Annotated in this window: 22 protein-coding genes; 9 read left to right on the top strand and 13 right to left on the bottom strand. The window is 44.3% G+C overall.

Translation table 11 applies throughout. The annotated features are described in order from the left end of the window. Positions 1 to 202: 202 nt before the first annotated feature. Positions 203 to 778 carry a helix-turn-helix domain-containing protein gene (locus tag ACUNWA_RS03115; protein WP_445590420.1) on the top strand — a complete coding sequence of 192 codons (576 nt, stop codon included), beginning with the start codon at positions 203 to 205 and terminating at the stop codon, positions 776 to 778. Positions 779 to 808: 30 nt separating this feature from the next. Next, positions 809 to 2,461, top strand: a complete 1,653-nt coding sequence (locus ACUNWA_RS03120; protein ID WP_445590421.1) for an AMP-binding protein — start codon at positions 809 to 811, stop codon at positions 2,459 to 2,461. A 164-nt stretch (positions 2,462 to 2,625) separates the two neighbouring features. On the opposite strand, the gene ACUNWA_RS03125 is transcribed toward ACUNWA_RS03120, so the two are convergent. The 6 genes from ACUNWA_RS03125 to nikR form a co-directional block, all read right to left on the bottom strand. After that, positions 2,626 to 3,849 carry a DEAD/DEAH box helicase gene (locus tag ACUNWA_RS03125; RefSeq protein WP_445590422.1) on the bottom strand — a complete coding sequence of 408 codons (1,224 nt, stop codon included), beginning with the start codon at positions 3,847 to 3,849 and terminating at the stop codon, positions 2,626 to 2,628. Positions 3,850 to 4,066: 217 nt separating this feature from the next. Further along, positions 4,067 to 4,765, bottom strand: a complete 699-nt coding sequence (locus ACUNWA_RS03130; protein WP_445590423.1) for an urease accessory protein UreH domain-containing protein — start codon at positions 4,763 to 4,765, stop codon at positions 4,067 to 4,069. 11 nt (positions 4,766 to 4,776) lie between these two features. Next, positions 4,777 to 5,514 carry a nickel pincer cofactor biosynthesis protein LarB gene (larB, locus tag ACUNWA_RS03135; RefSeq protein ID WP_445590424.1) on the bottom strand — a complete coding sequence of 246 codons (738 nt, stop codon included), beginning with the start codon at positions 5,512 to 5,514 and terminating at the stop codon, positions 4,777 to 4,779. Beyond that, positions 5,511 to 6,686 (bottom strand): nickel pincer cofactor biosynthesis protein LarC, encoded by a 1,176-nt coding sequence (larC, locus tag ACUNWA_RS03140; protein ID WP_445590425.1) that lies wholly within the window; start codon positions 6,684 to 6,686, stop codon positions 5,511 to 5,513. Before larC ends, larB begins: the two co-directional genes overlap by 4 nt. 6 nt (positions 6,687 to 6,692) lie before the next feature. Further along, positions 6,693 to 7,529 carry an ATP-dependent sacrificial sulfur transferase LarE gene (larE, locus tag ACUNWA_RS03145; RefSeq protein WP_445590426.1) on the bottom strand — a complete coding sequence of 279 codons (837 nt, stop codon included), beginning with the start codon at positions 7,527 to 7,529 and terminating at the stop codon, positions 6,693 to 6,695. Positions 7,530 to 7,597: 68 nt separating this feature from the next. Beyond that, positions 7,598 to 7,999: a nickel-responsive transcriptional regulator NikR gene (nikR, locus tag ACUNWA_RS03150; RefSeq protein WP_445590427.1), complete on the bottom strand. Its 402-nt coding sequence runs from the start codon at positions 7,997 to 7,999 to the stop codon at positions 7,598 to 7,600. Between the two features lie 207 nt (positions 8,000 to 8,206). On the opposite strand from nikR, the gene ACUNWA_RS03155 reads away from it, so the two are divergent. From ACUNWA_RS03155 to ACUNWA_RS03180, 6 genes are all read left to right on the top strand, one after another. Continuing rightward, a complete protein-coding gene (locus tag ACUNWA_RS03155; protein WP_445590428.1) occupies positions 8,207 to 8,887 on the top strand; it encodes a queuosine precursor transporter in 681 nt (226 codons plus the stop codon). Then, positions 8,887 to 9,549 (top strand): 7-cyano-7-deazaguanine synthase QueC, encoded by a 663-nt coding sequence (gene queC / locus ACUNWA_RS03160; RefSeq protein WP_445590429.1) that lies wholly within the window; start codon positions 8,887 to 8,889, stop codon positions 9,547 to 9,549. The genes ACUNWA_RS03155 and queC overlap by 1 nt, the downstream gene beginning before the upstream one ends. Before the next feature lie 70 nt (positions 9,550 to 9,619). After that, positions 9,620 to 10,090: a preQ(1) synthase gene (queF, locus tag ACUNWA_RS03165; protein WP_445590430.1), complete on the top strand. Its 471-nt coding sequence runs from the start codon at positions 9,620 to 9,622 to the stop codon at positions 10,088 to 10,090. A 279-nt stretch (positions 10,091 to 10,369) separates the two neighbouring features. Then, the gene (locus ACUNWA_RS03170; RefSeq protein WP_445590431.1) at positions 10,370 to 10,771 is read left to right on the top strand and encodes a hypothetical protein; all 402 of its coding nucleotides are present in this window, start codon (positions 10,370 to 10,372) and stop codon (positions 10,769 to 10,771) included. Between the two features lie 84 nt (positions 10,772 to 10,855). Beyond that, positions 10,856 to 11,728: a pirin family protein gene (locus ACUNWA_RS03175; RefSeq protein ID WP_445590432.1), complete on the top strand. Its 873-nt coding sequence runs from the start codon at positions 10,856 to 10,858 to the stop codon at positions 11,726 to 11,728. 16 nt (positions 11,729 to 11,744) lie between these two features. Beyond that, on the top strand, positions 11,745 to 12,206 hold the full coding sequence (locus ACUNWA_RS03180; RefSeq protein WP_445590433.1) for a putative signal transducing protein: 462 nt from the start codon (positions 11,745 to 11,747) through the stop codon (positions 12,204 to 12,206). Positions 12,207 to 12,241: 35 nt separating this feature from the next. On the opposite strand, the gene ACUNWA_RS03185 is transcribed toward ACUNWA_RS03180, so the two are convergent. From ACUNWA_RS03185 to ACUNWA_RS03205, 5 genes are all read right to left on the bottom strand, one after another. Further along, complete coding sequence (locus ACUNWA_RS03185) at positions 12,242 to 13,240, bottom strand: NADP-dependent oxidoreductase (protein ID WP_445590434.1); 999 nt, start codon at positions 13,238 to 13,240, stop codon at positions 12,242 to 12,244. Positions 13,241 to 13,367: 127 nt separating this feature from the next. Continuing rightward, positions 13,368 to 13,622, bottom strand: a complete 255-nt coding sequence (locus ACUNWA_RS03190) for a hypothetical protein (RefSeq protein WP_445590435.1) — start codon at positions 13,620 to 13,622, stop codon at positions 13,368 to 13,370. Continuing rightward, on the bottom strand, positions 13,622 to 14,269 hold the full coding sequence (locus tag ACUNWA_RS03195; protein ID WP_445590436.1) for a class I SAM-dependent methyltransferase: 648 nt from the start codon (positions 14,267 to 14,269) through the stop codon (positions 13,622 to 13,624). The genes ACUNWA_RS03190 and ACUNWA_RS03195 overlap by 1 nt, the downstream gene beginning before the upstream one ends. Positions 14,270 to 14,340: 71 nt before the next feature. Next, positions 14,341 to 15,258: a D-hexose-6-phosphate mutarotase gene (locus ACUNWA_RS03200; protein WP_445590437.1), complete on the bottom strand. Its 918-nt coding sequence runs from the start codon at positions 15,256 to 15,258 to the stop codon at positions 14,341 to 14,343. 274 nt (positions 15,259 to 15,532) lie between these two features. Further along, on the bottom strand, positions 15,533 to 16,657 hold the full coding sequence (locus ACUNWA_RS03205) for a formylglycine-generating enzyme family protein (protein WP_445590438.1): 1,125 nt from the start codon (positions 16,655 to 16,657) through the stop codon (positions 15,533 to 15,535). Between the two features lie 125 nt (positions 16,658 to 16,782). On the opposite strand from ACUNWA_RS03205, the gene ACUNWA_RS03210 reads away from it, so the two are divergent. Further along, complete coding sequence (locus tag ACUNWA_RS03210) at positions 16,783 to 17,547, top strand: creatininase family protein (RefSeq protein WP_445590439.1); 765 nt, start codon at positions 16,783 to 16,785, stop codon at positions 17,545 to 17,547. 147 nt (positions 17,548 to 17,694) lie between these two features. On the opposite strand, the gene rprY is transcribed toward ACUNWA_RS03210, so the two are convergent. Both rprY and ACUNWA_RS03220 read right to left on the bottom strand, forming a co-directional pair. Next, positions 17,695 to 18,381, bottom strand: coding sequence for a response regulator transcription factor RprY (gene rprY, locus ACUNWA_RS03215; RefSeq protein WP_445590440.1), 687 nt, complete (start codon positions 18,379 to 18,381; stop codon positions 17,695 to 17,697). Further along, positions 18,341 to 19,981: a sensor histidine kinase gene (locus tag ACUNWA_RS03220; RefSeq protein WP_445590441.1), complete on the bottom strand. Its 1,641-nt coding sequence runs from the start codon at positions 19,979 to 19,981 to the stop codon at positions 18,341 to 18,343. Before ACUNWA_RS03220 ends, rprY begins: the two co-directional genes overlap by 41 nt. Positions 19,982 to 20,035 lie beyond the last annotated feature (54 nt).

Below are 20,035 nucleotides of genomic sequence, written 5' to 3' on the forward strand. Positions count from 1 at the left end.
GTGGGAAAAGATCTCGCGGTAGGTTTATATCGGTTTTTTATGGCCGTAATACTCCAATAAGAATCCTCCGGGAGTTTGCTTGAAATTTATATTGTTTCTAAATGTCTTGTCAATTGCAATAAGCAAGCGGTTTCTTGTGTCTTCGCGTTTGACTGCCTTAAAAATAAAATTAAATTTGTGGGCAGACTTAAAGTGAACCGGCATGGCAAAAAAACATGATCTTGGAAAAAAAGTAAAACAAGTTCGAGAATCGAAAAAAGTAAGCCTGGAGGAAATGGCTGAAAAAACGAATATCGATATTGATCAGCTTCAAAAAATTGAAAAAGGCGAGGTGTTGCCGTCTCTGGCACCCCTCATTAAAATTGCTCGGGCATTGGGCGTTCGTCTGGGAACTTTTCTGGATGACAGCAACAACCTGGGGCCGGCGATTGTGCGTGCGGACGAACATGAAAAGGGCGTTCGATTTTCATCGCAGCAGAATGGCTCGCGTGAGCACCTGAATTTCTTATCACTGGCATTTGACAAAGTAGGACGCAGTATGGAACCGTTTATCGTTGAAATTGAACCCGGTGAGCAATCGGATTATATGCTTTCATCGCACGAAGGCGAAGAGTTTATCTATGTTTTGGAAGGACAAATCGAGATAAATTATGGCAAAGAATTGTATCAGTTGGGAACTGGAGACAGTATATATCTTGATTCCATTGTATCGCACAATGTGCATGCCGGGAATAAAAAGCCAGCCAAAATATTGGCTGTGGTGTATGCCCCTTACTAAAACACGCTTCGATTCAAAAAAAAAGAAATCATGCAATTACTCGACTATACGCTTGGCGGAATTTTAGAGAAATACGCTTACGAAACACCCGATCAGGAATTTATGGTTTATCCCGACCGGGATTTACGTTTTACCTATAGCCAATTTAACGACCGGGTCGATAAACTGGCCAAAGGCTTAATGTTTAACGGTGTTGGCGTGGGCGATAAAGTTGGTATCTGGGCGAACAACGTCCCCGACTGGTTAACGTTTATGTTTGCTACTGCGAAAATCGGGGCTGTTTTGGTGACCATTAATACCAACTATAAATTAGCCGAGCTGGAATTTTTGCTGAAAGACGCGGATATTCATACCTTGTGTTTGGTTGATGGCTGGCGCGATAGCGACTATGTCAACATGATTTTTGAGCTATTACCCGAGCTCAAGACGCAATTGCGTGGAAATCTGAAATTGGAAAAATTTCCTGAACTCCGGAATGTTGTTTTTATAGGACAAGAAAAGCACCGGGGAATGTACAATACTGCTGAGCTGATATTGCTGGGCGAACATTTGGACGATCTGGAACTGGAAGATGCTAAGTTAAGAGTGAGCCCACACGATGTGGTGAATATGCAATATACCTCGGGAACAACGGGTTTCCCAAAAGGGGTTATGCTTTCGCATCACAATATTCTTAATAATGGTTATTCGGCTGGAGAATGTATGAAATATACGGCTGCCGATCGTTTGTTGGTTTGTGTGCCTTTTTTCCATTGTTTTGGTTGTGTGCTGGCTGTTTGTGCCATTGTTAGTCATGGCGCAACGATGGTTGTTACTGAAAATTTTGATCCGTTGATGGTGCTGGCCTCAGTTGAGAAAGAGCGCTGCACGGCTCTTTATGGTGTGCCTACCATGTTTATTGCTGAGCTGAATCATCCGATGTTTGACCTGTTCGACCTAAGCTCGTTGCGTACCGGAATTATGGCCGGCGCTTTGTGCCCCATTGAAACCATGAAACAGGTGATGACCAAGATGCATTGCAAGGACATCATCAGCGTCTACGGTTTAACAGAAACTTCGCCCGGAATGACTGCCACTCGCACACATAACTCGGCCGAAGTTCGTGCGACAACGGTAGGGTTTGAATTTCCAAATGTTGAAGTTAAAATCGTCAATCCGGAAACCGGAGAAGAATGTCAGGAGGGTGAACAAGGGGAAATATGCTGCCGGGGCTATAATATCATGAAAGGGTATTATAAGAATGAGGAAGCTACCCGGAATGCCATCGACGAAGAGGGTTGGCTGCACTCGGGCGACCTGGCAGAGAAAACGACCGATGGATTTTACCGCATCACTGGCCGTATTAAAGACATGATTATCCGCGGAGGCGAAAATATTTACCCACGTGAAATTGAAAACTATCTGTTTAAATTGGATCAAGTGGAGTCGGTTGAAGTGGTAGGAATTCCAAGTCCAAAGTATGGTGAGCAAGTTGGTGCTTTCATTAAACTGAAAAAGGGACAAAGTATGGCGGAAGAAGAAGTTAAGGAATACTGCCGCGGGCAAATTGCTCGGTTTAAAATACCTAAGTACATATTCTTTGTTGAGGACTACCCCATGACTGCCAGTGGTAAAATTCAAAAGTACAAACTGAAAGAAATCGGTCTGGATTTGTTAAAGGAAAAAGGCATTGAGGTGGTCTAGCTGAAGGGTAGAATAGGTGATGCTAATTTTTTTGAGATTCACTGCCAGCGATCTGCCCGATCTTGATGAGTCTAAGAAATCTTGTTCGTTCCAATATAAGAACAAAAATAAAACCCTCTGAGAGAGCTTGTCTTCAGAGGGTTAATTTTTTTTAAGGCTTTCGGCTATTTGCGTCCGCCAGGCTTCCCTCGAAAATTTTTCTTGTTGCCGTATTTCCCTTTTCCTCGTCCTTTTTTTGACACTTTCCATGCAGGACCTTCACCCAGCTCTGGGGGCAGCGGTGCTTTAAATACTTCTGATTCAATGAGTGTTTCAATCTGTTGAAACTTATACATGTCATCCTCATTGATTAGCGTAAGGGCAATTCCGGTGGTGTTTGCACGTGCAGTCCGGCCCACCCGGTGCACGTAATCTTCGGCATCTCCCGGCACATCGTAATTGATGATCAGGTTGATGTCTTTGATATCGATGCCTCGGCTCAATACGTCGGTTGCTACCAAAATGCGGATCTGACGGGCCTTGAAGCGCATCAGCACATCTTCCCGGTCTTTTTGTTCCAAGTCTGATGAAATACCTTCAGCAGCAAATCCTTTTTTCTTCAGGGCGCGTGCGATTAGCGAAACTTTTTTCTTGGTTGAGCTGAAAATAATAATGCTTTGGCAGTCATCTTTTCCTTCAATCAACGATTCAATAAGCGGAGTCTTTTGATTTTCGTGGCATAGGTAAGCCGCTTGCAGAACTCCTTCGGCAGGCTTACTAATCGCCGTGCTGAATTCTTTGGGGCTGCTTAAAATTTTTGAGGCCAGCGTACGGATCTTCGGCGGCATGGTGGCACTGTACATTAGCGATTGACGTTTCTCTGGGAGGTTGCTGAAAATTTTGATGATGTCATCGTGAAAGCCGATATCCAACATGCGGTCAGCCTCGTCCAGTACGACAAACTCGACACTGTCGAGCTGGGCAATGCCGTTGTCAAGAAAAGAAATTAATTTACCCGGGGTCGCTACAATCAAATCAACACCTTTTTCAAGTGCCTGACGTTGCAATTCCCATTCGCTGCCATCGCCACCGCCATACATAGCAATGGAGGTGATTCCCAGGTAATAGGCAAATCCTTGAACTTGTTGTTCAATCTGAATGGCTAATTCGCGCGTAGGGGCAATCACCAGGGCGCGGGTTTTTCCTTCGGGGTAGCTGGCTATTTTATCCAGAATGGGAAGAATGAATGCGGCTGTTTTTCCGGTTCCGGTTTGTGCACAGGCAATTAAATCGTGGCCTTCAAGAATGATGGGGATGGTGCTTTCCTGAATGGCTGTGGCTTCTTCGAAGCCCATATCGTAAACGGCATCTAGAATGTCATCATGTAAATCAAAATCGTCAAATCTCATATAAAAATTGGAATGTATTTCTAATTATCAGGAAAAAGAATCTAACCTTTTGAGAAAGGTGCTTGTCCGGATTTATTCAACACAAAAGTAGCATTTTTTTTGGAGTTTAGGAGAATTGCTTTTTGGAGTAAAAAGTTAGTCTCCAGATTCCTGATTGATCGCTGTGGTTTAGGTACTGGATGACGGATTCTTGAGGTGCTCTACTCGCATCTCTCGATTACCATCCCATAAAGACAATGCCAACTCCACTGACGAGGATGATCAGCCCGGCCACTAAGTGCAGGTAACGTTCGTGTTTTTTGAAACGTACCATTGCACTTCCTTTATGGCCGAGGTAAACAGTTAGTAGCATGGTTCCAATGGTGGCCACCCCAAAAATGAGGGCTACGGTAATCATTCCAACTGTGCTGTGTTCGTAAGCCGGAAAAATAAGCATGGGGATCAACACTTCGCAGGGGCCAAAAACAAAAATAAGAAATAGAATCCACGGTGTCAGTTTGGTGTTGTCTCCTTCTTTATCTTCGGTTGGGAGATGCTGCCATTGCCGTATGTTTTTGGGTAACAGAAAGGATGGTAGATGCGAATGGTGTATGCTTTTTACATATTTGTAAATTCCGTAGATGGTGTAGGTTAGCCCAAAGGCCAGCAGCAGCCAGCCAACCAGTTCGCCGCGGATGGCTTCAATCGATTCGAGCTTGTTGAGGCTGATGCCCAAGGCAATCCCCAGAAAACCAATCAATACAGAGCTGCTGACATGGCCCACCCCGGAAACGAAGGTGATCCACATGGTTTTGTTGCTCGACCACTGCCGTGCTTTACTTAAAACGATGAAAGGGAGGTAATGATCAGGACCTAAAATGGTATGAATAAAGCCCAGCGAGGCGGCTGAGATAGATAGTAAATACAATTCGTTCATTTTTCTTTCTGTTAGAGTTTATTGATTAATGAAGCTTGACAGGCAGCTCCAAAACCATTGTCTATATTGACCACGCTGACGCCGCTGGCGCAGCTGTTGAGCATGGATAGTAAGGCAGATAGCCCTTCGAAGTTGGCGCCGTAGCCAATGCTGGTGGGTACGCCAATCACGGGTTTATCAACCAGACCTCCCACCACGCTGGCCAGTGCACCTTCCATGCCAGCCACCACAATAATCACGCGTGCATTGCGGATGAGTTCCAGCCGGTGAAACAGCCGGTGAATGCCAGCCACCCCCACATCATACACTTTCTCTACGCGGTTACCCAGAAACTGTGCTGTTTCCATGGCTTCTTCAGCCACGGGTAGATCAGAGGTTCCTGCTGCTACAATCGCGATATAACCTTTTGTGTTGGGGGTATGGCTTTGTTTGTAGGTGATGGTTTGGGCCAGTTTGTTGTAGTGTGCACCGGGAATCCGTTTTTTTACTGCTTCAAACATTTCAGGCGTGGCGCGGGTCGCCAATACATCAATTCCTTTTTGGTACATCCGTTCGGCGATCAGGCTCACTTGTTCCACTGTTTTTCCTGAAGCATAAATCACCTCAGGCAGTCCGGTGCGACTGAATCGGTCTGTGTCGATGGTAGCAAATCCCATTTCTTCGATTCCGCGGTCGGGGAATTGTTCCAAGGCCTCGGTCAGGCTGATTTCTCCGCTTTTATATTTCTCCAGCAGTTCTTTGGGGCTCATGATTTCAGTTGATTTTGAATTTCTTTTTCAATTTCAGAAAGACTGATTTGGTGCTCTTTGGCGAGCTTTTTACAGTCTTCAAATTCCGCTTTCGAACGAACTCGCTTGCCTTCAAAATAGCTGTGTTTGACACGTACTGGCCCGTAGGAAGTTGGTATGCTTGTTTCTTCGCGACGAAGTTTAGTTTTGCTTACCCGGTATTCGCGAATGCCGAGCGATGTACTGTGTCTGAAAATCAAGCTCTTCAATTTTAGCGCTTGCTCTAGCGGACATAAAACCGATAGCTGAACCGCCGGACGCGATTTTTTCATAATTATGGGCGTCAGCCAGGCATCGCTGGCTCCGGCTTCAAAAAGTTGATCGAGCAAGAAATCGTAATGCTCGGGATTCATGTCGTCGATGTTACTTTCCAGTAGCAAGGCCTCTTCCTTATCCACATCTTTTAGTGTTTGGGCCTCTTCCAGCAAATATACCCTTAAAACATTAGGCACTTCGCTGTCGCGATTCCCAATACCATAAGCTGTTTTGGTGATTGGCAGGCTGATGTGCTCAGTAAATTCATCGACCGTAGCCACCAGAATAGCTGCCCCGGTAGGGGTGGTGGCTTCGTGGTTTACCAAGCCGGTTTTAATGGGAATGTTTTTTACAATTTCAGCGGTGGCAGGAGCGGGCACGGGCATGATACCATGCGCACATTTAACAGTGCCTCCACCTAGTTGAATGGGAGAAGCCATCACCTTATCCACTTGGAGATAATCGAGACAAATAGCAGCACCCACAATGTCGGCAATGGAGTCGAGGGCACCTACCTCATGAAAATGAACTTTCTCCTTTGAAATGTTGTGAACCTTTGCTTCGGCCACGGCTATCAGATCAAAGATTGTTAGCGCGTTGGCTTTCACTTGCTGGGGGAGCGAACTGTTGTTGACAATTTCTTCCACATGCCGCAGGTGGCGGTGTTTTTCATTATCCGGATTTTCAATGATCACATCAGCTTTAGTGCCGGTAATGCCGCGGCGCTGGTCTTTTTTTATTTCGAGGTGAAAGCCTTCAATATTCAGTTTTTCCAATTCTGTTTTGAGGTAGTTGGCATCCACTCCCAGATCAATTAGGGCGCCCAGATTCATGTCGCCACTTATTCCTGCAAAACAATCGTAATAGAGAATTTTCATTTTTGGCTATTTAGTTTGATTAATACCCTTCAAGACCCGGTTGAGTTTTCCTGAAACCAAGCCCTCGCGGTCGATTTGCACTTTCTGAAAACCGAGGCCTTTGATTTGTTCAATCACTTCCTTCTCAATGGCCAATAGTTTGTCTAATTCGGATGGCTGAACTTCTACTTTGGCATAATTTCCGTAGTGGCGAACGCGTACATCTTTGAACCCCTTTTCATTGAGGAGGTTCTCTGCATCTTCAACTTGTTGTAGTTTTTCGCGGGTTATTTGGTGGTTGTAGGGGATGCGTGAGCTTAGGCATGGGCTGGCCGGTTTATCCCAGTTGGGCAACTCAAAATGTTTGGCAATTTGGCGCAGCTCATCCTTGGTCAACTGGCAGGCGGCCATTGGCGCCAGCACCTGGTACTTGGCAGCAGCTTGCAAGCCGGGACGGTAGTCGGCCAGGTCATCCTGATTGGTTCCGCTCAACACATCAAAGTCCGGGTGTTTTTTGTTGATAACCTGCAAATCATGAAATAGGTGTTCTTTGCAGAAATAGCAGCGGTTTTCCGGGTTTTGGTTGTAACGCAAGTCGCTTAGTTCTTCTGTTTTGATGACTTCCAGCTGGATGTCAAAATCTTGACAAAACGATTGAGCCAGCTTGAAATCTTTGGCTTTCAGGCTTTCGGAGTTCGAAATGACCGCAATGGCATTTGCCCGGCCCTGAAACTTCCTGGCGAGAAAGAGGACCAGCGTTGAATCGATTCCACCGGAAAAAGCGACAATGGAGCCTTTTCGTTGTGAGTACCAATCTTCCAACTGGCTGAGTTTATTTTGAAGGTGAGGGGCTAGATCTTTCATCGTACTATTCATTCTTTCGTTTTGGTTTATAGAGGTATTGTGTGAAAATTTACGGCCGGAGTAACCAATTAATCAATTCGGCTCATGGCCAGCTTGCCGTGTTGCATTCCTTTAATTGTGATTAATTTATCGGCCAGTTCGGTCAGCCGGTTGGCTACACCTTTGATCGCTAAAATTTCCATGTGTTTGGATTGATTTAAGATCAGTCGTTGCGTTGAGATAATTTCCTCGTGATACTGCGCTACGATGTCTGTGAGTTGGTGTAATATTTCCCGGCGATTTGGATCGTAAACCAAGGTTACAGAGCCTGCCACTTGGTTGTTGCACTGCCATTTTTGCTCAACAATGTTACGGCTGATTAACTGTCGGATGGCCTGTGATCGGTTCGAAAAATAATTTTCCTTTACATATTGATCTAAGGCATTAAGCAGATCTTTTTCCAATGAAACGCCAAATCGGGAAACAGTCATAGTAACATCTTTTAGTAAAAAGGTAACATGTTTTCAAAATTAAGAAAAAATGGGTAGCGACATGAGTTATTAACATTTATTTGCTTCTATCTTCAGGGCTTGAAAAACAGATTTTTCGAAGGTGTATTTCATCTCAGGAAAAACAATTATATTTGCAGTCAATTATGAACATCGTGTGCTTGGTAACCACGTAAAAAACAAGAAATCATGAAGAACAAAGTATCTGTTTTATTCCTGTTGGCAGGAGTGCTATTCGCTGCCTGCCTGTTAATCTCAAACATTTTAGCGTCAAAAATCATTCTCATTGGGCCTTGGTCGGCACCAGCAGGAGTGTTGATTTTTCCCTTGGCATACATCATCAACGATGTAATTGCAGAAGTGTGGGGCTATACGAAAGCGCGCCTGATTATCTGGGCCGGGTTTGGTGTCAATGTTTTGGCAGCCCTCTTTTTTATGCTGGCCATTAGTATGCCTTCGGCTCCGTTTTATGAAGAGCAGGCCGCTTTTCAAACCATTTTGGGAAGCTCTATCCGCATTGTGTTAGCCAGTTTGATGGCTTATGTGGTTGGCTCTTTTTTGAATGCTTATGTGATGAGTAAATTCAAGCTGATGACCCAGGGAAAGAATTTTTCACTGCGTGCTATTGTTTCGACGTTGGCTGGTGAAGGAGCCGATTCGCTGATTTTTATTACTATTGCCTTTGCTGGAATATTCCCGATGCCGGTTATTTTGGGGATGATTGTTACTCAGGCCTTGTTGAAAACAGCGTATGAAATTTTGGTTTTACCTCTGACTTATCAGGTGGTGAAAAAAGTAAAGTCAATCGAAGGTATCGATACCTTTGATGAAAACATTTCCTATAATCCATTTCGATTTAAGCAAGTCTGATGAATAAGGCATTAGTTGTCTTTTCGGGAGGGCAGGATTCAACCACCTGCCTGTATTGGGCTAAATGTACATTTGATGTCGTGGAAGCCATTTCCTTTGATTACGGACAAAAGCACCGATTGGAATTGGAGCTGGCAGCCGCGATTGCAGAAAAGGCCGAGGTGCCATTTCATGTGTTTCCGTTGGATTTACTGCCTCTGCTAACCAGCAATGCCCTGACGAATCCAGCATTGCTGGTGGAAAAGGATAAGCCAGCCGATCGCCCGCCCAATACCTTGGTGGAGGGACGGAACCTGCTGTTTTTAACTTATGCTGCCATTTTTGCCAAGTCGAAAGGCATCCATCACTTGGTAACAGGTGTGGGGCAGGCTGACTATAGTGGTTATCCGGATTGTCGAGATAATTTTATCCGTTCGTTGAATCAAACTCTGAACCTGTCGATGGATTACCCGTATGAAATTCATACGCCGCTGATGTGGAAAAATAAGGAACAGATTTGGCAGTTGGCCGATGAGCTAGGCGTTTTCGACCTGGTGCGGTATGAAACGCTGACCTGCTACAATGCGGTGGTGGGCGATGGTTGTGGTCAATGTCCTGCCTGTCATTTACGTCGAAACGGACTGGAGGCGTACTTGAAAAAGCGGGAAAATGGAGATTTATGAGAGTGGGGTGATCTTTAATACTCACTACTGATGTTTTTTCTTGAATAATGTAATTAGAAATTAATAGTTTATGAATGATTTGAAACAACTCGGAAAAGATTCCAATTATTCGTTTGATTACAGCCCCGATGTTTTGGAAGCCTTTGATAACAAGCATCCGGACAATGATTACTGGGTGAAATTTAATGCTCCTGAATTTACGAGCTTGTGCCCCATTACCGGGCAGCCCGATTTTGCAACCATCTACATCAGCTATGTGCCCGGGAAAAAGATGGTGGAAAGCAAGTCGCTGAAATTGTATTTGTTTAGCTTCCGTAATCGTGGTGATTTTCATGAAGACTGCATCAATATTATCATGAAAGATTTGATTAAACTGATGGATCCCAAATATATTGAAGTGTGGGGTAAGTTTTTACCACGCGGAGGCATTAGCATCGACCCGTATGCCAACTATGGTCAAGTGGGCACTAAATACGAAGAGCTGGCCTGGTTTCGTATGCAGCACCACGATTTGAATCCGGAGCGCGTTGATAATCGCTAGTGAAAGTTGATTTTGTTGAAGAGAAGTCTTTTACGTGTTTATTTCAAAGAGGATAATTCTTCAAATATCCTGGCTTATCTATTTTATGGAGGAATTTGTAAACAATTTGTCAGTTTGAAGTTGAGACCCGTATTTTCGTTTCAGATTAAAAATAAATATATTGTATTTTGTTAATCATGTGATAGATTATTGCTAAATTTAACGGAAATGCATTCTGGCAATGAGCAAAACTCCAAGCCAATGGTTGCTGATTCTGTAATTCTAGACAAAGACTGAACCATGAGACAAGTCAAAACGATCATGCTGGCTTTTGAAAACAGGGCGGATCACATCAAGCGGACAAATGTTTTAGGTTCGTGGCTGTTGTCAAATGAGCAATTGGATAAATCAAAAGATGAGGGGCAGGATTCAGCAGGACAGCTGGTGACCAGGTTTAAGTTAAATTCGGATTCTACGGCTACGGTTTTCGCAAGCTATTTAGGCGAAAGAAGCACGATTGCTGGGAGTTGGAGATGGAAGGCAGATAAGAAAATGGGAAGCAAGACTTTTGGTCTTAGTTTGCAAAGTGATGTCCTCATTGAAGTTCAGGGAAAAGTAATCTTAGGTTTACGCCTGAAAGAAATTGACGGAGAAATTAGCTTGATGGTTGGTGATGCTGCTTATATGACAGCAAGCCAGTGAATTGTCAATAGATGCAAACTCCTGTTTAACCGAATGCTTATGAACGAATGAATTAACAGAGTAAGTGGATTTTTAATTTAAGGAATGTCAAACATCGAATTAATAATAGAAGAGCGGGCGGCCAATATAGGCCAGTTTTTGGTGGGACGATTGTTGCCTTTTCTTCAGAAACGTGCCGTTGGTCCTTTTGTCTTTATTGACCATATGGGACCAACTAATTTAGAAGCTGGCGAGAATTTAGATGTCGCTCCACATCCGCATATCGGGCTTTCTACGATGACTTATCTGTTTGAAGGGGCTATTATGCATCGGGACAGCCTCGGCTCTGAAGTGGAAATTCAACCCGGCGAAGTCAATTGGATGACTGCAGGAAAGGGAGTGGTGCATTCGGAACGGACACCCGACTATTTGCGAAAACAAAGCAAGCCCCTGCATGGCTTGCAAATATGGGTGGCATTGCCAAAGCAGCTGGAGGATATGGAGCCTTCTTTTACTCATGTTGAAGCGAGTGATCTCCCTCAGTGGGAGCAAGATGGCGTTCAGGTGAAGTTGATTGCCGGCGAAGCCTTTGGACGAAAATCTCCGGTGCCGGTTCATAGTGCCATGTATTTCATTGAGCTTAAAAGCACACAGCGGACTTGCATAACACTTGGTGCCCATCTTTTTGGAGAGAGTGCTTTGTACCTCTCCCAAGGGCATATTTATAGTGAAGGTCATACTTACTTGCCCAATCAGCTTTTAGTTGCCAAAGACAGTAGCTTGTGTTCCTTTGAGATGGGCGAAAACTCAGTTGTTTATCTGTTGGGTGGTGAGCCTTTTTCTGAAGAGCACTTTATTTACTGGAATTTTGTTCATTCTGATAAGGAGCGGATTGATGCAGCAAAGCAGAACTGGAAAGAGCAAAAGTTTCGACCTGTATTGGGTGAAACGGATTTTGTGCCACTCCCTGAGGAGTAGATTAAATTTATAGCTGATGGAACAGATACCTGTAGACGCATGGAAAACCCTGATGGTTTTTACATATCCTCATGAGGCGCACGTGGCTCAAAGCTTTTTGAAATCAGAGGGAATTGACTGTGTGCTGGTGGATGAAATGACTGTGCAGGTTCACAATTTTTACTCGAATGCGATTGGGGGAATAAAATTACAGGTAAGGGAATCAGCTTACGCTGAAGGTTTGAAAATATTGAAAAAGGGCGCTTATGCGCCCTCTGAATCAATATCGCAGGAAGTTGTTCGTCTGTCAAAAGCCGATCATTTCGATCGGGAGCATTGTCCGTTTTGTCAGTCTGCGAATATCAGCATCAACCGAAAGCCGAAAGTGCTGATGGTCGTCGTTTTCGTTATTTCAGGGATTTTATTCCCGTTCCTGAAAAGGAGCTATACCTGTTTTGATTGTGGCCGGCAGTGGAAGTTTGTAAGAAATAAAACTTAGCAACCCAATTCAGTCGTAAGCTTTCCTCTGGTCACTCAGGCTTTTACAACCATTTTTCCGGTGTTCTCACCCTTAAACAGTCCAAGTAGAGCTGATGGTAATTGGTCGAAGCCATCAATTATCGTTTCAGTAAATTTCAACTGATCAGCCATAACCCATCCTGTTAATTCTTTCAGTGCATCAGGGAAGTGCTTGGCAAAATCGCTGACAATAAATCCCTGCATGAGGGCACTTCGAGTGAGTAGCCGTGGTTGAATTCGCGGTCCTACGGGTGTCTCGGTATTGTTGTACAGCGAAATTTGACCACAAAGAGGAATCCGGGCGTGGAAGTTAATATTATTGATAACCGCATCCGAAATGTCACCACCAACATTGTCAAAATAAATATCAACCCCTTTGGGGCAAGCTTTGGCTATGGCTTTTTGCATGTCGGGCGTGGTTTTGTAGTTGATGGCTTCATCAAAACCGAAATCTTCTTTTAGTAGGTTTACTTTCTCATCGCTTCCAGCAATCCCGACAACATGGCAACCTTTAATCTTTGCAATCTGACCGACCACAACTCCGACAGCACCGGCAGCACCCGAAACCACAACTGTTTCTCCGGCTTTCGGCTGACCGATTAGTGTTAATCCCAAATGGGCGGTAAGGCCAGTCATGCCCAGTATCCCTAGGAAGTAACTAGCTTGTCCAACTGCCGGATCAATTTTTTGTAAGCCTTTTGCTGAGGCTGTCATCTGCTCACGCCAGGGAAGGACTCCGACAACTAAATCGCCGGTTTTGAATAGCGATGACTTACTGTCTGTTACTTCGGCCACCACGCCACCTTCCAGTGGCAGGTCAATCGTAAAAGGCGGTACATACGATTTCGCATCGTTCATTCGCCCACGCATATACGGGTCAACCGAATAAAACAGCCCTTTCAGGGCGACTTCGTCTTCTTGTATTTGTGGTAGTTCAACGGCTTCTTTTCTGAAATTCTGAAGGGTAGGGGTGCCTTTGGGGCGCGATGCCAATACGAATTGTTTTGTATTCATGTGATCGATTTTATCTTGATTTTATGTGTGTGAAACGGAACCTGATTGGTTTGTTAGTACCAACGAATGCCTGCTGGGGAAAGTTCACCAAAATCACGATCCTTTGCGATCACTATGAGTTGATGGCCTACTTCGGCTCTTTTAGCTCACAGGCATTGGCAATTTTTAGATTAAATACAGAAGGGTAGTTACGCATCAACTCTTTCATGCTGGTGTTCAGTATTTGCATAACTTCATCATATTCTCCACGAATCAAGGTGCTCATGGTGCCTGATTCAACCGTTATTTCTGGCTGGTTGTTGAGTAAATCCAGCAGTTGAAATACAGGCTGGTCGTAATTCTCGGTGAGTGGGTAATAGCTTATTTCGACGGTAATGTACATCAGTTTGTTTTTTGAACGGTTGCTGCCATGAAAACCCCAGGAATTGTTTGTTCCTCAGTCGTTTTATTTACGAGTTTAAACTCAGGTGAAAGATGAACCCCGATTTTCAGGATTGGTTCTCCAATGGTCGATAAGTGTTTGTGAAGCTCTGTTTTTTTCATGAAATGGGCATGCTTAAAAACCGGATCCTGCGCTTTGTTTTTACCCAGGATCGAGTCGGCATTGAGGCAACCGGCAATGAGCCATCCTCCAGGTTTCAATACCCGTTTGATTTCGGCAAATGCACGGGGAATATCGCCGCAAAACTCCAAGGCTGTAATGACGCCTACCTGGTCAAAATGGTTGTCGGGGAAGGGTAGTTGAAAAACACTGGCGGTTTGAATTTCAGTATTGGGGAGTTGTTTTTCTCTAGCTAATTCAAGCATGGCTTCAGACACATCGGTGGCTGTTATCTTAAATCCTTGTTGACTGAAAAAGGCAGTCCAATGGCCGGTGCCGCAGCCAATCTCCAATAGTTTTCCCGGAGTCATTGGTTGGATTAAATCTTCAATCATCTGTTTTTCCAGCAGGTCGATTTGCTTGCCCAGGGGTGTTCCATAGTAGGCATCATATTCTTGTGCAATTTCTTTCTCAGCAAATATGTTCATAGTCGAATCTGTATTTCTAAACGATTAGCTTGCTTTTTTATTAAGGTGATTTAATGATGACTTTTGAGAAACTACTCGTCCAGCCCGATAGTTGTTGCTGTTTGGTGTGATTCGCCCGGAGCCAGCGTAATGCAATGCTTAAAGGCATTGGTCGCTTCCACGCAAACAAAGGTTTCGTAGCCCTCATCCGGAATATCCTGTATGTTGAGGCAAGCTTCTTGTCCGGGATTCCAAAGGGTGGTGACCTGGCTTCCTGCTTTTTGAACCTGAATTCGTCGGCGGAAAACGGGATCCGAAATGACGACTGGCGATTGAGTATCCAGATAGTGCCTGGTGAGAGGCTCTGATATTGTTAGGTTTTGTTCTTCCTGAACGGCGTGCTCGTTGGTGAGCTGGTTGTAATAAGTGGTTCCCTGCAAGCCTTCGATATGAATGTTTTCAATTCCCGACAGGTTAAAATACGAATGCAGGGCACAGCTGTATTCAAAAGCTTCGGAAGAGGTGTTGGTAACCTTCAAACTCAGCTGCAGTTGCGCGCCTACGGTAATGGCCAATTCGGCTGAGAAATCATAAGGCCAATACGTTTTGGTAGCTTCCGAGGCGTTGAGTTGAAAACGAATAAAGGTTTCGCCAGTAGCTTCCGATTTGGTTTCAACAACCTCCCAATACGTCAGGCGGCCAAAACCATGCTGTGGTAATTGAGGATCGGTTTTGTGCGGCCCAAACCAAGGGAAACAAACCGGGATTCCACCCCGAATCGCTTTGCCTTCCTCCGAAAAGCTGTCCGGACTCATCCACAGCAGCTCGAACGTTTTGTGTGGTGTAAAGCTCATTACATGAGCACCATATAAGCAAATGTCAGCCTGGGCATATTTGTTTGAGATGCTGATGAAAGGCAGTTCGCCTTCCATCTCCATGAATCCTACTTCGCCTTCAATACTATATTTTTTATCCAGTAAATCGATATCAATGGGATACTCTAAATTCATTTTGTATGTTTTATTGGTTAATAACCCTCATCTTAATCTTCGCTCGGAATTAATTCATATTTTTCCTGGCAGGAAATGTCCTTTGATTCTTAGTTCCGATGGGGAAGATGAAATACGAATGGATTTTAAGTTTCGACAACAAGGTCATCTTGAAACACATAGCGTTCGGTGAGCCACCCATTCGTTATAACTTGCTTTAAAACTACAAAAACATACTGAAATCCCGTAGCGGACAGCCATAAGTTGGGACAAAATTTAGCGAATTCCTCTTTCGCTAGTTGGCTGAAACCACACAGCGAAAGCCGGTATGGTTGAGACTCGTGTCCCAACTTGTTTTCATGCGAGCTGAAACCCGAAAGCCTGAGCAATATTGGTCATTGCATAAAAATGAACCTCCACGGGTTACTTTCTTCTGAGCATAGGGTTCATCCGGATCAAAGGCCTGATCAGGGCCTTGCGGATTGGTTACGACGCCTTCTGTTAAACAAGTTTGGTAGTAGTCGTTTCGGTACCAGTCGGCGCACCATTCCCATACATTACCACCCATGTCATATAGCCCATAGCCATTTGCGGCGTATTGCTTCACCGGGGCGGCACGCTCAAAACCGTCGTTTGCCAGATTTTCATAAGGGAAACGTCCATCCCAGGAATTGGCTTTCACCTGTCCTTCGTGGATCAGTTCATTGCCCCAGGGATAGATGATTTGTTGTTGTCCTCCTCGGGCAGCATATTCCCACTCGGCCTCGGTTGGCAGACGCTTGCCCGCCCACTGGGCATAGGCCGCGGCATCTTCCCACGATACATGCACTACTGGATAATCTTCCTTGCCCTCGATGGAGCTGCCCGGTCCTTCCGGATGTTGCCAGTCGGCACCCGATACCCAAGTCCACCAAATTGTTGGATTATTGAGAGACACGGAACCATCGGTTGGTTTGAAAACAAGCGATGCGGCAACCAAAACGTCTTCAGAAGGTTTGGGCGTTCCTGGTGGAACCTGCTTTTTCAGTTCTTCCCAGTCGGGTTTTCGTTCAGCCATTGTTACATAGCCAGTAGCATCAATAAACGCCTGAAACTGTCTGTTAGTCACTTCGTGTTCATCCATGTAGAACGACGAAATTGTTACTTCATGATGTGGGAACTCATCGGGGCGCCCCCAAATGGAATCGCCTCCCATTGTAAAGTTTCCTCCCGGGATATAAATCATGCCTTGCTTCTGCGCCTTTGCTGCTTCAGCAGGAATAACCGATGGACTGTTGGCAGAGGAAAAGCGATCAGGCAGCTTAGAGCAGCAACTAGAGATAGTATCGTTTGCCAAGAAGGGCTGTTCTTTTTTATTTTCAGAAGTTGACTGGCAGCTAAGCAAAGCTATAAGGATCGGAATATAGACGAATGGTTTCATGAAAGATCAATTTAAAAGGGTTAAACACCTGCTATTAAAAAGGGTTTAGCTTTGGGGCTTATTTAGAAACCAATTTGAGAAACAGAATTTAGTTCTTAAATTCATCCATCCTAAATCAAATCACCATGCGATCATCTTATCTAGCAGAAAACAACTGGAAAACCATTAAGAGCCAAGACGTCGATTTGGTAATTCTTCCCTGGGGAGCCACTGAAGCTCACAACTATCATTTGCCTTATGGTACCGATAATTATCAGGTCGAAGCCATTTCAGCAGCCTCGGCCCAAAAGGCGAATGAGCAAGGAGCCAATGTCCTTGTTTTGCCTGCCATACCGTTTGGCGTTAACACTGGACAGTTGGACATTAAGCTGACCATTAATTTCCATCCTTCTACTCAAACTAAAATTTTATTCGATGTTGCTGAAAGCCTGAGTCGTCAGAATATTCGAAAGCTGCTGATTATGAATGGGCATGGCGGAAACGATTTCAAGCAAATCATCCGGGAGGTAAATACCCGTTTCCCTGAATTGTTGATCTGCACTAGTTCGTGGTTCAAACTATCCGGACGTGAGCGTTTTTTTGATGCTCCCGGAGATCACGCCGATGAGTCGGAAACCAGCTTGATGCTATATTTGTGTCCCGATCTGGTGCTGCCTTTAAGAAAAGCAGGAAGCGGGGAGAGCAAGCAATTTAAGGTGCAGGCCTTGAATGAAGGCTGGGCGTGGGCCGAACGGAAATGGACCGAAGTGAGCCAGGATACTGGCATTGGTTCTCCTTATTTGGCCAGTGCGGAGAAGGGGCAAGCTTTTTTCGACTACTTGGTAGAAGAGTATAGCCAGTTTATGCTTCAACTCTCTGCCCTCGATCTGGAGGAAGGCTTGTTCGAATAAACGTTCGGTTAGAAGTGGTGAGCTATTCTGAATTCGAAACTCAAAAGTTTGCGACAATAAACAATCCGGAATGTGTGGGGATAATCATTCATAAAAAATCCCGTCCAATCGAATGGGCGGGATTCTATGTATTTTGTATATGGCTGATTACATGATCAACTTGTAGCCTTTTCCATGCACATTGATGATTTCGACAGCCGGTTCATCTTTGAGGTGCTTCCGTAGTTTGGTGATGTACACATCCATGCTTCGGGCGTTGAAATAGTTGTCGTCAATCCAGATGGTTTTCAGCGCAAAGTTACGTTCCAGTACATCGTTGGCATTGTTGCACAGTAAGCGCAGTAGCTCAGATTCTTTGGTTGTCAGCTTCACGGTTTCGTCATCGGTAACCAAGGTTTGCTTGCGGTGGTCGAAAGTATATTTGCCCAACTGATAGGTTGATTGCTCGGCACTCTTGCTGTCGCTGGTGCGGCGCAGAATTGCTTCAATCCGGAAGATCAGCTCTTCCATACTGAAAGGCTTAGTGATGTAGTCGTCAGCTCCCATTTTGAAGCCTTCTAAAACATCTTCTTTCAGGTTTTTGGCTGTCAGGAAAATAATGGGTACCTCCGAATTCATCATGCGGATGTCTCTGGCCAGTGTCATGCCGTCCTTTTTGGGCATCATAATATCGAGGATGCATAGGCTGTATTGATGTTTTTTGAAGCCTTCATAAGCAACTTCGCCGTCGCCAAAAAGGTCGGTGTCGTATCCTTTGGCGATTAAGTATTCTTTTAATAAGAGGCCTAAGTTTTCATCGTCTTCGGCCAATAAAAGTTTTGCTTTTGTTTCCATTTACTTTCACATTTAGTGGGAAATAGATCATGAATTTTGTTCCTTTATTTAGGATGCTCTCAACTTTTATTTTTCCTTGATGAGAGTCAATGATTTTCTTTACATAGCTAAGTCCTAGTCCAAAGCCTTTTACATCGTGCACATTACCCGTTGGGACCCGGTAGAACCGTTCAAAAATCTGGTCTTGATGTTCCTTAGCAATTCCTATGCCATTGTCCTTAATGGAAACGATCACGAAATCATTTTTGTTTTCCGTTTTTACTTCAATCGTTGGCGTACTTTTGCTGTACTTCATGGCATTGTCAAGCAGGTTGAAGATCACGTTGGTGATGTGTACTTCGTCTCCTTTAATCAGATCATCCTCAGCCGTTATGGCCGATGCAAGAGTGCCATTTTTACTCTTGACACGCAATTCAAAGTTGATAATTACATTGTTTATCAAGTCATTTAGATGGACTTCCTTGAATTTTAATTTTAGTCGGCCTTCGTTGAAAACAGCCATCTGTAAGACTTTTTCCACCTGAAAACTTAAGCGCTTGCTTTCCTGCAAAATCACATTCGAGACGTGCTCAATGGTTCGAGGGGTGTTGCTGATGCTGTTGTCGTGTAGCATCTGGCTGGCCAATGATATGGTTGAAATGGGGGTTTTCAGCTCATGCGTCATGTTGTTGATAAAGTCATTCTTAATTTTCGACAGTTTTTTCTGCTTCAGAATAATCAGAATCGTGTACACAAAAATGCCGATCAGCATGGCGGTTAAAATTGCTGTTGGGATCACCATTAGGCCGGCCTCTTTCAAAAGGTAGCTTTGTCGCTTTGGAAAATAGACGGATAAATAGTTAGGCTTTACCTCAATGACGTCGTTCGGGAAAAGCAGATTCTTGTATGGCTTTTTATTCTCCAGGTTAAAATCGGAACTACCATAAACTTTTACCTCCTGCCCGGGGGGATAGGTGAAAACAGCATATTTGTATTCCAGGTTAATGTTTGAGTTTTCAAATTCATTTTGAAGTGTGCGTTCTAAGGTTTTGCTGTCAATACGGTCTTTCACGGGCAATTGCGAAAAGAGATATTGATTTTGCAAAATGCGATAATAGTTGGCTTGTTGATTCATGCGCATCTCATACTGCTGACGGATGTATCCGTCGTAGTCATGAATCTCATTAAAGGCAGAAGGAAACTCGCCCGGCATACCTCGTTCATTATTGAAAATTGCGCTCGAGTCATTGTAGGTAATCGATAGCTCTTCGCTGTAGCTTCCAGTCGTTTTTTGCTTTGAAAACCGAAAGGAAATATTGACATCTCCTTGGGTGTTGGGCTCAGTGCTATTGGCGGTTCCCGGGAAAACTTTAATTTGTTGGTTTTTTCTGGGGAAGATAGAGCTGTTATAGGCTTGTTGGTTGCTTTGTGCAATTAGGCGGGAGGCTTCTTCCATTTCCAGCCTACGAACAACTTGATAGATGGCTCGGTTGACTGATTGGTCAAACTGTTCTTCTTTTATCTGAAAAGCTTTTTTAATTGAATTGGTTTGCACCACGATCAAGCTGGTCATTACGGTGGCCATGATCACAATCAAAAAGATGATAACTCTTCTGCTCATAGGTACAAAGATAATCTTTAAAGGATAGGGTAATTCGCTGCTTAACAATATTTA

The sequence above is a fragment of the Sunxiuqinia sp. sy24 genome (genome assembly GCF_052677165.1).

Bases quoted from the DNA above. Each gene is read 5' to 3' on its own strand.
- ACUNWA_RS03115 (WP_445590420.1), top strand. From the start codon at position 203: ATGGCAAAAAAACATGATCTTGGAAAAAAAGTAAAACAAGTTCGAGAA.
- ACUNWA_RS03120 (WP_445590421.1), top strand. From the start codon at position 809: ATGCAATTACTCGACTATACGCTTGGCGGAATTTTAGAGAAATACGCT.
- ACUNWA_RS03125 (WP_445590422.1), bottom strand. From the start codon at position 3,849: ATGAGATTTGACGATTTTGATTTACATGATGACATTCTAGATGCCGTT.
- ACUNWA_RS03130 (WP_445590423.1), bottom strand. From the start codon at position 4,765: ATGAACGAATTGTATTTACTATCTATCTCAGCCGCCTCGCTGGGCTTT.
- larB (WP_445590424.1), bottom strand. From the start codon at position 5,514: ATGAGCCCCAAAGAACTGCTGGAGAAATATAAAAGCGGAGAAATCAGC.
- larC (WP_445590425.1), bottom strand. From the start codon at position 6,686: ATGAAAATTCTCTATTACGATTGTTTTGCAGGAATAAGTGGCGACATG.
- larE (WP_445590426.1), bottom strand. From the start codon at position 7,529: ATGAAAGATCTAGCCCCTCACCTTCAAAATAAACTCAGCCAGTTGGAA.
- nikR (WP_445590427.1), bottom strand. From the start codon at position 7,999: ATGACTGTTTCCCGATTTGGCGTTTCATTGGAAAAAGATCTGCTTAAT.
- ACUNWA_RS03155 (WP_445590428.1), top strand. From the start codon at position 8,207: ATGAAGAACAAAGTATCTGTTTTATTCCTGTTGGCAGGAGTGCTATTC.
- queC (WP_445590429.1), top strand. From the start codon at position 8,887: ATGAATAAGGCATTAGTTGTCTTTTCGGGAGGGCAGGATTCAACCACC.
- queF (WP_445590430.1), top strand. From the start codon at position 9,620: ATGAATGATTTGAAACAACTCGGAAAAGATTCCAATTATTCGTTTGAT.
- ACUNWA_RS03170 (WP_445590431.1), top strand. From the start codon at position 10,370: ATGAGACAAGTCAAAACGATCATGCTGGCTTTTGAAAACAGGGCGGAT.
- ACUNWA_RS03175 (WP_445590432.1), top strand. From the start codon at position 10,856: ATGTCAAACATCGAATTAATAATAGAAGAGCGGGCGGCCAATATAGGC.
- ACUNWA_RS03180 (WP_445590433.1), top strand. From the start codon at position 11,745: ATGGAACAGATACCTGTAGACGCATGGAAAACCCTGATGGTTTTTACA.
- ACUNWA_RS03185 (WP_445590434.1), bottom strand. From the start codon at position 13,240: ATGAATACAAAACAATTCGTATTGGCATCGCGCCCCAAAGGCACCCCT.
- ACUNWA_RS03190 (WP_445590435.1), bottom strand. From the start codon at position 13,622: ATGTACATTACCGTCGAAATAAGCTATTACCCACTCACCGAGAATTAC.
- ACUNWA_RS03195 (WP_445590436.1), bottom strand. From the start codon at position 14,269: ATGAACATATTTGCTGAGAAAGAAATTGCACAAGAATATGATGCCTAC.
- ACUNWA_RS03200 (WP_445590437.1), bottom strand. From the start codon at position 15,258: ATGAATTTAGAGTATCCCATTGATATCGATTTACTGGATAAAAAATAT.
- ACUNWA_RS03205 (WP_445590438.1), bottom strand. From the start codon at position 16,657: ATGAAACCATTCGTCTATATTCCGATCCTTATAGCTTTGCTTAGCTGC.
- ACUNWA_RS03210 (WP_445590439.1), top strand. From the start codon at position 16,783: ATGCGATCATCTTATCTAGCAGAAAACAACTGGAAAACCATTAAGAGC.
- rprY (WP_445590440.1), bottom strand. From the start codon at position 18,381: ATGGAAACAAAAGCAAAACTTTTATTGGCCGAAGACGATGAAAACTTA.
- ACUNWA_RS03220 (WP_445590441.1), bottom strand. From the start codon at position 19,981: ATGAGCAGAAGAGTTATCATCTTTTTGATTGTGATCATGGCCACCGTA.